This is a genomic window from Ottowia thiooxydans (assembly GCF_040548795.1).
GTDB lineage: Bacteria > Pseudomonadota > Gammaproteobacteria > Burkholderiales > Burkholderiaceae_C > Ottowia > Ottowia thiooxydans_A.
In genome coordinates, this window is the sequence record NZ_JBEPSH010000004.1 from 433,389 (window position 1) to 448,118 (window position 14,730).

The window sequence follows — 14,730 nt, forward strand, 5'->3', positions numbered from 1 at the left end:
ACAGAACCTCAAACCGAACGGAAATGAAGTCATAGAAGGTCGATAACGATCGAAAACGAAAAGAGGCAAGTGATGCAGACATTCCTGAACACCGTGAACGGCCAGCCCGTGGCAGCCGGCAAGACTTTTGATTCACTTAATCCAGCCACAGGTGAGGTGATCGCCAAGGTCGCTTGCAGCAGCCGCGAAGAAGTGGATCAGGCGATAGCCACCGCACAGAAGGCTCAACCCGCCTGGGCAGCACTGACTGACGCGCAGCGCCGTGCTTATCTGATCAAGATCGCCGATGCCATCAAAGCCCATGCTGAACCGCTTGCGGAATGGGTCACGCGTGAGCAGGGCAAACCGTTGGGTGGTGATGGCCGAGGCTCTGTTCCGGGCTCGCGCTTCGAGCTCATGGGCTGCGAAGGCTGGACACGCGCTACGGCGGCGATCGACGTGCCTGTGGAAGTCGTGTTCGAGAACGAACAGCGGCGCGATGAAGTGCATCGCCAACCGTATGGCGTGGTGGCGGCGATCGCCCCCTGGAACTGGCCGTTGCTGATTGCGATGTGGCAGATCGTGCCCTCTTTGCGCATGGGCAACACGGTCGTCATCAAGCCTTCCGAATACACCAGCGCCTGTTCGCTGGAGTTGTTCAGGCTCATCGCGGAAGTCTTGCCTCCCGGGGTGCTCAATACGGTCAGCGGCTTTGGCGACGTGGGGGGCTGGCTCTCCGACGATCCGCGGATAGGCAAGATCATGTTCACCGGATCGGCTTCCACCGGTTCCAAGGTGGCCGCTGCAGCGGCGCGCAACCTCACGCCGACTACGCTGGAACTGGGCGGCAACGACGCCGCCATCGTGTTGCCTGACGCAGACCCCGAGTCGATTGCCATGGGGCTGTTCTGGGGAGCGTTTCTGAACATGGGGCAGACCTGCGCCTGCGTGAAGCGGCTGTATGTACCGGACTCCCTGCATGATCAGATCGTTGCCGCGCTGGCCAAGCTGGCCGGGGCCATGCCCATGGGCGATGGCATGTTGCCGGGCACCGCCATGGGACCCATTCAGAACCGGATGCAGTTCGATAAGGTGGCCAGGCTGGTGGAGGCAGCGCGTTCTGCGGGTGCGACCATCGTTTGCGGTGGCCAGCCCTCAGAGGGGCCCGGCAACTTTTATCCACTGACGCTGGTGACGGATATCAAGGACGGCAACCCACTGGTTGATGAAGAGCAGTTTGGGCCGGTGCTACCCATCATTCGCTATACGGACGTGGACGATGTGGTGGCCAAAGCCAATCGCCTGGACGTGGGGTTGGGTGCGTCGGTTTGGTCGCGCGATGCCGAACAGGCGCGCGCGGTGGCCATGCGCTTGCAAGCGGGCACGGTGTGGATCAATCAGCATGGGGTGATTCACCCCCTGGTGCCGTTCGGTGGAAGCAAGCGTTCAGGCTGGGGCGTGGAGTTTGGGGTGGAGGGCTTGAAATCGGTCACACGGCCTCACGTCATCAGTATGCAGAAGTCATAGGAACGCTTGACGCTCACATCTCGCTCCCCGTCATCCCCGCGCAGGCGGGGATCCAGTGCGGTCTCTCCAGTGCCCCTGGATCCTCGCCTGCGCGGGGATGACGAGAAGGAACAACGGAAGACATGTAGATACCGAGGCGCTGAGGGAAAGGGATTGTCCTTAAACAAGCGGCTGGTGTCATGAAGAAAGAAAACGAGAGTAAGGAATTTTGATATGTCAAAAATGACAGGTGGGCAGGCACTGGCCAAGCAGTTGGCGCTGGAAGGCCTGAAAGACATCTTCCTGGTACCCGGGGTTCAGCTGGATTGGGCGGTCGACGGTATTCGCGAGATGGGTGATGCTTTTCGTTTGCTGATTCCCAGGCACGAACAGACCACGAGCTATATGGCGGATGGCTATGCGCGCGCCAGTGGCCGGATCGGTGTGTGCATGACCGTGCCGGGGCCGGGGCTTACGAACGCGATGGCGGGGCTGTCTACGGCCTATGCCTGCTCATCGCCCTTGCTGTCGATCACGGGGCAGATCCACTCCACCACCATTGGTGCGGGTTACGGCATGCTGCATGAGATCAAGGGCCAGTCTGAGCTGATAGGCAGCGTGACCAAATGGCATGGCATGGCGACAACGCCCAGCCAGGTACCGGCGCTGGTGCGCGAAGCAGTTTCAAAGATCCTCAGCGGTCGCCCGCAACCTGTGGGTATTGAAATTCCACACGATGTGCTGAGCACTGCCGCCGAAGTGGAACTGGTTGAGCCGCCACAAAACACCGATGGCCGGCTCGCGCCCGATGCCTCCCAGATCGAAGCCGCAGCGGCCGTACTGGCTGCAGCGAAGTTCCCGGTCATTCATGCTGGCGGCGGCGTGCTGGCGGCGGATGCGTCTGCCGCGCTGGAAGATCTGGCTTCGCGATTGCAGGCACCTGTGATCATGGCAGAGACCAGCCGTGGGGCGATCTCTGATCAACACCCCATGGCCGTGACCTCCGTGGCGGGGCGTGCGGTGATTCGCCATGCGGATGTGGTGCTGGTGGTGGGCAGCCGCTTCATGAATCGAATGGCGCCTGCGCCGCAGTGGACTTCTCCAGACACACAGTTTATTTATCTGAACGTGGAAGCGGAGGCGGCAGCGCCTCCGCGCAAGCCTGGTCTGTTGATACAAGCAGATGCTCGCCTCGGATTGGAAGCGCTCACACGTGCCTTGCCTGCAAGCGGCATTTCACGCGCCCATATGGTTGAAGCGGCGCGCCAATGGGCTGCGCAGCAGATCCGTGAAGTAGAGCCGCAGTATTCGTATGTGCAGGCATTGCGCCGCGCCATTCCGGACAATGGCTTTCTCATCAACGAACTGACGCAGGTGGGCTACCTCTCTACCGTGGCCTACCCAGTGCACCAACCCAGAACCCTGATCACGCCCGGCTACCAGGGCACACTGGGTTTTGGCTTCCCTACCGCGCTGGGAGTGGCAGCCGCCATGCCCGATCGCGCCGTGGTGTGCATCACCGGCGATGGTGGGTTCGGGTGGGGCATGCAGGAGCTGGCGACGGCGCGCCGCTATGGCCTGAACATGGTGGTGATCGTTTTCAATGACGGGCATTTTGGCAACGTGCGCTTGCTGCAACAGCAAACCTTTGGCCACACAGTAGGCGTTGAGCTGTGCAACCCGGACTTCCCCAAACTCGCGGATGCGTTCGGTATTCCGTCGGCGACGGTGTCGTCTGCAGCGGAGATGGAGACGGCCCTGCGCGGCGCGCTCTCGCGGGGTGGGCCGAGCCTGCTGGAAGTTCGCGTGGGCCCTATGCCCAGCGCCTGGCATCTCATTGGCTACAACAGCATTTTCAAAAGGCCTTCGCCGGAACCGGCGGACCCTATCGCCAACTTGCTGAAAAATTGAAGTTCGACATCGGAGTATCCATGCAGCCAGATCAAGCCCCAGCAGATCAAGCCAAAACAAATGCCGTCGATCCCGCGGTAGCTGATTTGCGCAATCAGGTGAAGAACCTGCTCAAGAGCCGCGCCATGCTGATGGCCGCGCTTCTGGATGAGCTGGAACCCGAGATGGGCCTGCAGCGCGCTGAAGCGCTGCTCCGGCGTGTCATGCACAAGCGCAGCGAGGGAGCAGGCAAACGCTTTTTCTCAGACTGCGCCCCGAGCAACATGACCGCGTTGCGTGATCGCTTCATCGATTTTCTTCCCGACCATGGTGGACTCTTTGAAATCGAGACGCAATGCGACGCAGGCAAGCTGGATCTGAAGTTCCATACCTGCCCCATTAAGGAAGCCTACGAAGAAGCCAAGCTCTCGCCGGAGCGCATGCAGGTGCTGCTTCGGATTGCCGGAGGTGGCGATGTAGGCCTGTTTGAAGGCGCTGGCTTTGCCATCAGAAACGATACCTGGGCACCCGGTGGCCAGGGCTGCTGCCACTTGCACATACAACCTAAAACATAAAAGGTCGCTATGCAAATTCGCTATGACAACGAACTCGTGCTGGTCACGGGTGCAGCCAGTGGCATCGGTCGCGCTCTAGCGCTTGCTTTTGCGGAAGCGGGCGCGCGCTTGGTGCTGGTCGACCGCTCGGCCGAGCAACTGGCCGCCACCGCAGCAGAAATCAAGGCCAAGGGAGGTGCTGCCCCCCTCGTGCACGAGTTGGACATAACAAACCGGGCGGGGTGCAAGGCGCTGGCTGCCAAGGTAATGTCAGAAGCGGGCGCCGTGCAGCACCTGATCAACAATGCGGGCACCGATGGCAAAGCGGATGTGGGCACGGAAGAAGCGGATGCCGTCTGGGACCGCGTCATCAACGTCAACTTGAATGGTTTGCACAACATGATCTCGGCCTTCGTGCCTCATGTGCTGGAGACTCGCGGCACCATTTTGAACGTGGGCTCCACACTGTCCTTTCTTGGAAAGCCCCGGTCTGTCGCCTATGCTGCTTCCAAAGCGGCCGTGCACAACGTGACCCAATCATTGGCCATTGAACTCGCCCCGCGTGGCGTGCGCGTCAATATGCTCGCCCCTGGTGTAACCGAGTCTGGCCTGACCGCTGGCTTGCTCGCCAATCCACAGGCGCTCGCTGACTTCTTGAAGCGCATTCCCATGGGACGTGCCAGTCGCCCAGAGGAAATGGCGGGCGCTGTCTTGTTCGCCTGCTCGTCGCATGCGAGCTATATGACAGGTAGCACCATCGCTATGGATGGAGGTTGGTTGGCGCATTGAATTGGACTGTGTCTGAAGCCTGAGTCCTCGGCTGTTCGCTGGGACCGCCGAGCTCCTGCTCGGCATGGCGGCGTTTGCGGAGCTCAGGAAGGTGCCAAGCTGGAGCTTGGCAGCCCCGGGGAATAACAACTCCACCTGCGTGGCTTTCAAGAATCCAGAACAGTTCTAACTGAGCCGGTGCTGCATAGCTTTTGCACTCGTTTCCTCTTGTCAATGTGGCCTGGCCATGGCAATATTGAATTATCCGAATAACGCATCTTGATGTCCGATATTCGGAAGCATAAATTACCCCGCTCGAAGACCGGTTTGATGACTTTGTGGCGGGTGTGTGACCGCCACCGTTTTGAGGTACCCCACGATGAAGTCGATCCACGCCATACGCTCCTTGCTCATCTGCGCACTGCTGGTCACTCAGGCGCCCAGCTTTGCGCAGGACAATTTTCCGAACAAGCCGGTCAAAGTCATTGTTCCGTTTCCTCCAGGAGGCGGCGTCGATGTGATCGCGCGCATGGTGGGCAACAAACTGAGCACCGATTGGGGTCAGCCTGTGGTCATGGACAACAAGCCCGGAGCCGGTACTTTGATAGGCGCCCACGCGGTGGCCACTGCGCCCGCCGATGGCTATACCCTGCTCGCTGCCACAGCCGACACACTGGCCGTAGCAGCTGCGTTGCAGAGCAAACCCATCACGCTGCCGGAGAAGACGCTCCAGCCACTCACGCAGATCGTGCGCACCCCTCTTCTTATCGCGGTGAAGATGGATAGCCCGTACAAGAACTTGTCTGATTTCATAGAGGCCGCACGCAAGAATCCTGGCCGCCTGTCTTATGGCTCTGCTGGCATAGGGACCATCCACCACATGTCGATGGAAGGCCTGGCTGAACAAGCCAAGGTCGACATCAAGCATGTGGCCTACCGGGGCTCGGGTCCCGCCGTGGCGGACCTGCTGGCGGGCGTCATCGATGTGGCGATGCTGGAGTCCCCCACGGCGCTGCCACAGATCAAAGGTAGCAAGTTGCGGGCGCTGGGCATTTCAACGCCCACGCGTGCTGCAGTAGCGCCAGAAGTGCCCACCATCGCTGAGCAGGGCTATCCGAACTTCTCAGCCATTTCGTGGATGGGGTTTGCAGTGGCACGCGGCACACCACCCGCCATTGCGGAAAAACTCTTCGCCGGCATTCGTGACGCCATCGAAAGCCCCGATGTCGCCCAAAAATTGCGCGGCATGGGACTGGAGCCAGTGACCAGCAAGTCCACAGCGGAATTTGAACGTTTTGCTGAAACGGAGCGTGTGCGGTGGGCGGCACTGATCAAGTCCAAGAACATTCACGTGGATTGAACCTGGAAACCGCATCCTTTTGCGGGGATGCATGGGGTGTCAGGTCAAGGTCCCTTAGGACGTCTGCGCGGCAGGACAGCTTGAATCAGCCCCGCTTCATGCCGTTGGCCTGGCATCGCTCCTGGGGACCCTGCTCAAACTCATGGGGGATGCTGGGCGTGGGCATCAGGATGGGCTCCCCGTTCCCGGGCCCTTAACCTCTCCCCCTTCTTGCGCTTTTGTAACCTTTATGGGCTACATACAAGACCTTGGCAATGCGATCTAATGCATGAGGAGCTTTGGGCATGGCTCGGTGGCGCTTAGCACACGATTTGATTTCTGGCTGCATCGCTTGGCCGGGGTAAGAGGGGCTCCCGCCCTCGATCCACGGCGTTAGAACGTGGTTACGATCTGTTCGGGGTCGCGAAATCAGATTCCATCGCTTGACTCCGTACCAACGATTCGTATAGATGCGTGGAGGGGCTGGGTCATGTCTTCAACGAACTGCGGCAGCAAGAGCGCGCCTGATTTTTCAGGAGTCAGAGTCATCCGAGCTTTTGCGGATGGGCGAGCACGCCTTTGGCTCATGTTCCGTGGAATTGCCTCATGGGACAAGCTCACCATCATGACGCTGCTGGTGATGACTTTAGGGCTATGGGCCGGTCATGCGCAGGCGCAAGGCTGGAGTGATGCGGCCAACCTCACGGACGCTCGGCGCTCGCACACGTCAACGCTGCTGGCCAATGGCAAAGTACTGATTGCCGGGGGGATGGGCAGCAGTGGGATTCTCGCGAGTGCGCAGATTTACGACCCGGCAACCAATACCTGGAGCGCTGCGAGCAACATGCCGCAGGCTAGATTCTTTCATACGGCAACGCTGTTGCCTGACGGAAAGGTTCTGATCGTAGGTGGGTCGGCGAGCGGCGTCTCCGTCATGAGCGCGCATGTTTATGACCCGGCCAACAATACTTGGAGCGCAGCCGCCAATCTGACGACCGCCAGACACTCACACACGGCAACTCTGCTGCCCAACGGTAACGTTCTGATCGCAGGAGGCTACGGAAGCAACGCTCTCGCGAGTGCACAGATCTATAACCCTTCGAGCAATACCTGGAGCCCTGAGGTCAATATGACGACGGCTCGGTTCAAGCACTCTGCGACGCTTCTCCGCGATGGCACGGTAATGGTCGCCGGAGGAGAAGGTAGCGGGCCGCTGATCGGCAACTTCCTTACAAGTGCGCAGGTCTTTGACCCTTCGAACAATAGCTGGGGCTCAGAGATCCACATGACGACGGCTCGGATCAATCACACCGCGACACTCCTGCCCAATGGCAAGGTGTTCATCGCAGGGGGATTCGGCTTCGGCGGTGCGCTCATGAGCGCACAGATTTACGACCCTTCGAACAACAGCTGGGGTTCTGAGGTCAACCTGGGCACGGCTCGGTATTGGCACACGGCAACGCTGCTACCCAATGGCAAGGTGTTGCTCGCGGGGGGATACAACGGCGGTGCTCTCAACAATGCGCAACTGTATGACTGGTTCAGCAACACCTGGAGCAATGCAGACAGCCTGACGACGTCCCGTGACATGCATACTGCCACGCTGCTGCCCAATGGCAACGTGCTGGTCGCCGGGGGAGAAACCACCGGCCAAATCGCTGTCGCGGACGTGGAACTGTATGACTCGGCCAGCTATAGCTGGGCCGCAATAGGTAACTTGACAGACGCCCGGTTCAGATCCACGGCCACGCTGCTGCCGAGCGGCAAAGTCCTCGTCGCAGGGGGGACCGGCAACGGCATCCCTGTCCCCGGCGCGCAGCTATTTGACCCGGCAAACAGCAGCTGGAGCCCGGCTGCCAACATGTTGGTACCCAGGAATTGGCCCAAGGCAACCCTGCTAACCAATGGCAAAGTGCTGCTTACGGGGGGAGCCAATCTCGGCGTTTATCTCACGAACGCGGCTATGTATGACCCGGTAGCTGACAGCTGGAGCGAAACGAGCCCCGTGCCAACGGGGTTTTCCGGCCACACCGCCACGCTGCTACGCAATGGCAAGGTTCTGGTAGCGGGTGGCATCAATGACTCAGGCCCGCTTTCGAGCGCATACCTCTATGACCCGGTGAGCGATATCTGGAGCGGGGCAGGCAGCCTGAACGTAGGCAGATCCCAACACACAGCAACGCTTTTGCCCGATGGCAGAGTTCTGGTCGTGGGAGGCTACAACGGCGCTTATCTCTCGAACGCACAGCTTTATGACCCGCAGCTCAATAGCTGGAGCGATGCGGTGAACCCCGGGATCGCGCGATCGCTCCATACAGAGACACTTCTGCCCAATGGCAAGGTGCTGATCGCGGGGGGGTTCAACCAAGGCAATCTTGTGAGTGCGCAGTTGTATGACCCGGCAGCGAATAGCTGGAGCAATGCAGCGAATATGGGTGTAGCCGGAGGGTTTCACACGGCCACGCTGCTGCCTAACGGCAAGGTGCTGACGGCCGGCGGCTTCAACGGTGTCTATCACGCGAGAACACATGTGTATGACCCGGGGCTGAACAGCTGGAGCGATACGGGCAACATGCTGTCGACACGGGCAATTCACTCTGCCATCTTGCTGCCCAATGGCAAGGTGCTGGTTGCAGGAGGCGTCGATATCAATGGGGTTGCCATCTGGAATGCGGAAATTTTCTCAGATGCAAGTGATGTGTCTCCATCGCGAAAGCCCGTGCTCAATGCACCGCCGAACAACTTGCTTCTGCCGGGCGCGACCATTTCGCTTGGAGGGACACAGCTTCACGGCGATAGTGAAGCCGGTAGCGGTGACGCCCGCTCCTCCGCGAGTAATCTACCCCTGGTGCAGCTCAGGCGGCTCGACAGCGGCGCGGTGAGTTGGTTGAGCCCCACAAGCTCCACCGCTACTTCATACACCTCCGCGGCGTTGCCTGTGCAGCCTTTGCAAGCCCATGCGGGTTGGTATTGGGCGACTGCGTTCGTCAATGGCATGGCCTCCAATGCCGTGTTGATGCTAGTGCCTTTGATTCCACAAGCGCCCGGCAACGTGGTTGCGGCGGCAGGCCAAGCTGCTGCACTCGTGAGCTTTACCGCGCCTGCTGACGATGGAGGTGCTGCGGTGACGGGTTACCTGGTCAAAACCTATGCAGCCAGCGATACGGGAACGGTTGTAGGCCAGCAGACTTGCAGCAGCCTTGAGTGCCTCGTCACTGGATTGGCCAACGACACCGCCTATGTGTTTACCGTGCAGGCGGTTAACGTGATGGGCGAAGGTGCTGTTTCACCATTCAGCGCACCAGTCACACCCACGGCTAACAATGCGGCGCCCACCTCCTTGATGACAGTTACCGGCGATGAGCAAGTCACCCTCAGTTGGACGGCTCCTGCTCAGGTGATCGGTGTCACTATCACGGGCTACACCGTCACGGCCTACACCACTGGAAACCCACCTCAGGCCACCAGCACCTGCAGCACCTCTGCCACGCCGCCTGATGTGCCGGCCACAAGCTGCACTGTGGCGGGGCTTAGCAATGGCACGCCGTACAACTTCACGGTACAGGTGGTCACCACCGCCGGCCCGGGCACGAGCGCTTCCAGCACGGCTCCTGTGTCACCGGTGGCCAGTGTGCACGTGCCCGGCGATGGCAGCCTGCCCAACGGCAGGGTGGGTCAAAGCTACGGCGCCAGCGTCACGCCTGCAGGAGGCGTCGCTCCCTACCACTTCGCAATCACTTCAGGCCAGCTACCTGCAGGCCTCGGTGCAGCTATGTCTGCAGACGGGGCTTCCATCATCATCAGCGGCACGCCCACTCAAGCTGAGACGCAGGCCTTCACGGTGTCAATCTCCGACAGCACCGTGCCTGAGCTGCTCTTGATGAAAGCGGGGCCGACGATACCGACACTTGAGCAGACCTTCAGCATCACCGTGGATGCGGCCGCCCCAACGATTGCTCCTGTGCCACTGTTTGATGGACCATGGGAGAAGCTGTTGTTGTCTCTGGCGCTGGTGGGGGCTGCGGCATGGGGTGTACGCATGCGCCGGGTTAACTGAAGCTGCGCCGTCCCCGCGGACATTGGGCCCGAGCCCAGCTTCAGGTGAGGTCTTCAGAGCGCCCGGTTGACCCAACCCACAATGGCATCTAGCGTTTCGCGCACCTTTTCAGGCTGGCCGGCAAGATAGTGGGTTCCGCCTTTGAGCTCATGGCGCGAGATGCGGCCCGGCTGGCGCGACTTCCACAGCGCGTTCATCGCTGGTACTACCGAAGCATCTGCCGTGTGCTCAATGGACAGCACAGGCACACTGGTTTCGATGAGGTTGCTGGGGCCATCTGCCTTGGTGCATTCCGCCCACTGGCTCAAGTACGCCGTCAATGTGGTGTAACGGCCAATGTTGTTGGCGCCATAGTTGACTTCACGTGGGTTGCCCCAGATGTTGCTGCCTGCGGGCCGGTCATTCGGGTCCAGGCTGGGGTCCAGATGCCGCGGGTCAGCCGCTGTGCGGTAGATGAGGAACGCCATATCGCGCACGGGGACCGGCATGGCGCGGATATAGGCCAGTTGCGCACGCGCCCATTGTTCGATGCGCGCGTTGCGCTCCAGTTGCGCAGCTCGGTAGCGCGTCAGCCACTCTGCACTGTAGGCAGGGCCATTGGCCGGGTTGAACATGTCCAGATCAGGGTTGACGGAGAAAGGGTCGCGCTCATCAATCACCGAAGGATCGAGCCAATCGGCAAACAGACGTGAGCGGCCTGGGTGTGCTGCTGTGAGCACGATGCCGTCGACCGGAGGCAGATCTTCAGCCACCAGCCCTGTAGGGTCACCCGCAGGCGTATGCGTGGCGGTGAAATTCTCCGCCTGCGCCTGGTAGTAAGAGGCCAGTGCGGCGCCGCCGGAGTTGCCGATGAGAATGATCTTCTCGTAGCCTTGCTCGCGCAGATAGCGCACGCCGGCGCCCAGGTCTTGCAGCACCCGCTCCATGATGAGCTGAGAATCGTTGTTCACATAGCGGGAGTTGAGCCCCAGCATGGTAATGCCAGCCTCGGCCATGGGCTCCAGCAAATAGTGCCCCATGAAGTTGCTGGCCGGGTGCATGACGATCGCCGCTGTTTTGCGGTCCTTGGCACGCACCATTGCGCCATAGATCTTGGGCCACAGCTGGGCAATGCCAGACTGCGAATCCATGGAGATGCCTGGCTTGACGTCCAGGACCACAAGCTCTTTATTCAAGGAAGTCATGCGCGCCCCTCCGCTTTGTCGGCCGTCCATTGGGCCAAAGTGGAATGGGCGCTGCGTGAGAATTCGTCGAGGACGTCTGCCCCACTGGCCTGCCAGGACAGTTCCAGGCGCAGACCATTGGGATCGTGGAAATAGATCGATTGCAACCAGCTGTGATCAACGATACCGATCACTTTGACGCCCGCATTGAGCAGACGCTGGCGTGCACTTTCCAGCTCTTCACGAGAACTGACCGACATGGCCAGATGGTTGACCCAGGCGGGTGTGGTGGGGTCAGAAGCGCCCTGACCGTCGCCCAGGTCGAAGAAGGCGACATAGGAGCCGTCTTGCATCTGAAAGAAGAGATGCGCGAACGAACTTTCTTCTCCTGTAGAAGGGACACGGTCTTCACGCACGACGTGCGCCAGTGGCAGACCCAGCAGGTCTTCATAGAAGGCCCGGGTTTCTTCTGCGTCGCGGCAGCGCCAGGCGACGTGATTCAGTCGATTGACCTTGAATTCAGGGGTTTGCATGAAGACCTCGCAATGGGTTGAAGATAAGGTTGAAGATAGTTGACGAAAAACGGTTGCCTTGGGTAGACTGTCCGAATACAGGATGCTATTGTTCAAATATAGGACATCAGTCTGCCACAATTTCTCTCAACGGCCAAGGACATTGATGGAGTTCGTTTCATATTTCGACTACGAAAAATTCGCGCCCGTAGTCCCCAAGACCCTGCAAGGGCGCGATCAGACTCGTCACCAGGTAGCGGTGGTGGGCGGCGGGCCCGTAGGCTTTGCGGTGGCCCTCGGTCTTGCTCGCCAAGGCATTTCCAGCGTGGTGCTGGAGGCCGACGACAGCGTTTGCCTGGGCAGCCGTGCCGGTTGCGTCACCTCGCGGACGCTGGAGATCTTTGAGCAGACCGGAGTGGCTGAGCCCATCATGCGACAGGGTCTGCCCTGGGCAGAAGGCTGGAGCTACTACCGTACGGAGGAGGTCTTGCATCTGGAAGTGCCGCAAGATCCGGCCGCACGGTTTCCCAGGTTGGTCAATATCCAGCAGTGCTATATAGAGCAGTACATGCTGGACTCGATCAGGGCCAACTACGCCGATCTGATTGAGATTCGCTGGCAAAACCGCATGGAGGCCATGCGACAGGTTGATGGCGGCGTAGAACTGGATGTGTCCACGCCCGAAGGCAGCTACACGCTGAGTGCAGACTGGGTAGTGGGCACCGATGGCGCCCACAGCGCCGTGCGCAAAGCCTTGGGTGCCCGCTTCGTGGGAACGCGCTACGACGGCCAGTACATCATTGCGGACATCAAGATGAAGAGCGAACTCCCTGCAGGGCGCCGCGCCTGGTTCGATCCGCCCTCCAATCCGGGTGCCACCCTGCTTTTACACAAGCATCGCGACGACCTGTGGCGTTTCGACTACCAGTTGCGCGAGGACGAAGACCCCGAGGAGGCCGTCAAGCCAGAGAACGTGCTGGAGCGCATTCGAAGCCACCTGGAGCTCATTGGCGAACATGCGCCCTGGGAGCCGGTCTGGATCAGCCTCTACCGAGCCAGTTGCCTGACGCTGGAGAGCTACCGCCACGGCAGGGTGTTGCTGGCGGGGGACGCCGCTCACCTGGTGCCCATCTTTGGGGTGCGGGGCCTCAACTCCGGCATGGAAGATGTCAACAACCTGGTCTGGAAACTTGCCTTCGTGATGAAGGGGCAGGCCTCTGAAAAGCTACTGGATACCTACACGCCCGAGCGTGTGTTCGCCACCCGCGAGAACATGCGCCATGCCTCCAAGAGCGCTGAGTTCATGGCACCACCGGCCCCGGCGTTTGCGCTGATGCGTTCTGCCGTGTTGGGGCTGGCGGCAGACCACCCCTGGGTGCGCCGCCTGATTGATCCGCGGCAGAGCACGACGGTGGGGTATCCCACCTCACCGCTGAACCAGTCTGCTGAAGATGCGGCCTTCAGTGCAGGGCCTCGCAGTGGCTTTGCGTTCCTTGATGGACCACTGCCCCAAGGCGGCCATCTGTGCCAGCACATCGGCCCGGGGTTCACCGTGATGGCCTTTGACCCGGTGCCAGAACTGGCGGCCCAGGTGACGGCACAGAATCTGCACGTGAAACTGCTCAAGCTGGACGCCAAGGGAGAGATCGGCCAACGCTATGACGCCCAAGCCGGAACGGTGTACCTGATCCGTCCTGACGGAAACGTCTTGGCGCGTTGGCGCCATGCGGACGCTTCAGCCATTGCCCAAGCCATAGAACTCTGCTGCCAAGGAGGCTCACTGTGAACGCACTTGCTCCCCAGGATCTTGACGATCTCTATACCGACCTGTGCTATCGCATGGCCCGCGCCGGCGAAGATGCGACACCGCACATTCTGGCGCGCCTGTCTCTCTTACTGATGCACGAGGTGGGTGATGCGCAGCGCGTGCGCAAGGCGATTGAAGACGCCACCAAGGATTTCCCGGAAACCGTGGCGGTAGAAAGCCCGTTTTGACACCTGATTGCGTTCACCCCATCCACACCGTTCGGGCTGAGCCTGTCGAAGCCTTTTGCGGCGCTTCGACCCTTCGACAGGCTCAGGACGGGCCAAGCTCAGGGTGAACGGATTTGTGTTTTAAAAAGCAGCCTGGTATGAGAGCAAGACTTCGATGCGACCGTGATCAAGCTCAACGCAGCAGAGCCCGGCTATTAGCCCGCGCTCTGCTGCTTGAGGGCCCGGGCGATGGCGTTGGCGGCTTTTTTCAGTGCCTTGACATAGGTCTCCACGGCCTCGGCACGTACGGCAGGGTACACCACGCCAATCGAGGCGATGGGAAGTTTGCCCTGCATGATGGGTACGGACACGCCTTGTACGCCCGGCGAAAGCTCGTCGTGCGATACGGCATAGCCCACTTCGCGAACTTCAGCCAGCAATTGATTCAGGTGATCCGGGTCTTCGGCGTGCTGCAGTGCGTAAGCGATCGTGGGTGCTTCGCAAAAAGCCAGGATGGAGCGCCCGCTCGCGCCCTTGGACAGCGGATGGCGAAACCCGCGCGTCAGCTGCACTCGCATGAAATGGTGCCCACCTACGGATTGCTCGATCTGGATAGCCTCATGACTGCCCTGCAAGGCCGTCAGGATGAAGGTTTCACCAAACTCCTGAGCCAAAGAGTCCAAATAGGGTTTGGCCGACGCAATCAGATCCGGCTCCACAAACTGCGCCAGATGCAGCAACGCCGTGCCGGGCAGGTAGCCGGCTTCCACGCGCCGTACGAACCCACGTCCCTGGAGCGTGGCCAGCAGGCGATGCACCACGGTACGATGCATATCGAGAAGGCGCGCCAGATCCGTGGTTCCCAGGGGACCGTGTTCGGCAATGTACGCCAACAGAACCAAAGCCTGATCGGCAGTCTTGGAAATTTCGGGCATGACTCAGTGATGGTGCCTGTTCAGATGATGTCCGATTATCGGTCATCACAGTC

11 protein-coding genes are annotated in these 14,730 nt (G+C 60.2%); 8 read left to right on the forward strand and 3 right to left on the reverse strand.

The genetic code is table 11. The features are described from left to right. Nucleotides 1-72: 72 nt before the first annotated feature. The 6 genes from ABIE13_RS11540 (at nt 73) to ABIE13_RS11565 (ending at nt 10,093) form a co-directional block, all read left to right on the forward strand. Complete coding sequence (locus ABIE13_RS11540) at nt 73-1,506, forward strand: aldehyde dehydrogenase family protein (RefSeq protein ID WP_354443469.1); 1,434 nt, start codon at nt 73-75, stop codon at nt 1,504-1,506. Between the two features lie 213 nt (nt 1,507-1,719). Continuing rightward, the gene (locus tag ABIE13_RS11545; RefSeq protein WP_354443471.1) at nt 1,720-3,396 is read left to right on the forward strand and encodes a thiamine pyrophosphate-dependent enzyme; all 1,677 of its coding nucleotides are present in this window, start codon (nt 1,720-1,722) and stop codon (nt 3,394-3,396) included. Between the two features lie 20 nt (nt 3,397-3,416). Continuing rightward, nucleotides 3,417-3,950, forward strand: a complete 534-nt coding sequence (locus ABIE13_RS11550; RefSeq protein ID WP_354443473.1) for an L-2-amino-thiazoline-4-carboxylic acid hydrolase — start codon at nt 3,417-3,419, stop codon at nt 3,948-3,950. A gap of 9 nt (nt 3,951-3,959) precedes the next feature. Then, nucleotides 3,960-4,718 carry an SDR family NAD(P)-dependent oxidoreductase gene (locus ABIE13_RS11555; RefSeq protein ID WP_354443475.1) on the forward strand — a complete coding sequence of 253 codons (759 nt, stop codon included), beginning with the start codon at nt 3,960-3,962 and terminating at the stop codon, nt 4,716-4,718. Between the two features lie 358 nt (nt 4,719-5,076). Then, on the forward strand, nt 5,077-6,057 hold the full coding sequence (locus ABIE13_RS11560) for a Bug family tripartite tricarboxylate transporter substrate binding protein (RefSeq protein WP_354443477.1): 981 nt from the start codon (nt 5,077-5,079) through the stop codon (nt 6,055-6,057). Nucleotides 6,058-6,526: 469 nt separating this feature from the next. Beyond that, on the forward strand, nt 6,527-10,093 hold the full coding sequence (locus tag ABIE13_RS11565) for a kelch repeat-containing protein (protein ID WP_354443479.1): 3,567 nt from the start codon (nt 6,527-6,529) through the stop codon (nt 10,091-10,093). Between the two features lie 53 nt (nt 10,094-10,146). Here the strand turns inward: ABIE13_RS11565 and ABIE13_RS11570 are convergent, their stop codons facing one another. Continuing rightward, nucleotides 10,147-11,277 carry an alpha/beta hydrolase gene (locus tag ABIE13_RS11570; protein ID WP_354443481.1) on the reverse strand — a complete coding sequence of 377 codons (1,131 nt, stop codon included), beginning with the start codon at nt 11,275-11,277 and terminating at the stop codon, nt 10,147-10,149. Next, the gene (locus ABIE13_RS11575) at nt 11,274-11,789 is read right to left on the reverse strand and encodes a VOC family protein (protein WP_354443483.1); all 516 of its coding nucleotides are present in this window, start codon (nt 11,787-11,789) and stop codon (nt 11,274-11,276) included. The genes ABIE13_RS11570 and ABIE13_RS11575 overlap by 4 nt, the downstream gene beginning before the upstream one ends. A gap of 145 nt (nt 11,790-11,934) precedes the next feature. On the opposite strand from ABIE13_RS11575, the gene ABIE13_RS11580 reads away from it, so the two are divergent. Beyond that, a complete protein-coding gene (locus ABIE13_RS11580; protein WP_354443484.1) occupies nt 11,935-13,554 on the forward strand; it encodes an FAD-dependent monooxygenase in 1,620 nt (539 codons plus the stop codon). Continuing rightward, complete coding sequence (locus ABIE13_RS11585; RefSeq protein WP_354443486.1) at nt 13,551-13,763, forward strand: hypothetical protein; 213 nt, start codon at nt 13,551-13,553, stop codon at nt 13,761-13,763. The genes ABIE13_RS11580 and ABIE13_RS11585 overlap by 4 nt, the downstream gene beginning before the upstream one ends. A gap of 194 nt (nt 13,764-13,957) precedes the next feature. Here ABIE13_RS11585 and ABIE13_RS11590 read toward each other — a convergent pair whose 3' ends face one another. Continuing rightward, nucleotides 13,958-14,677: an IclR family transcriptional regulator gene (locus ABIE13_RS11590; RefSeq protein WP_354443488.1), complete on the reverse strand. Its 720-nt coding sequence runs from the start codon at nt 14,675-14,677 to the stop codon at nt 13,958-13,960. Nucleotides 14,678-14,730: the final 53 nt, after the last annotated feature.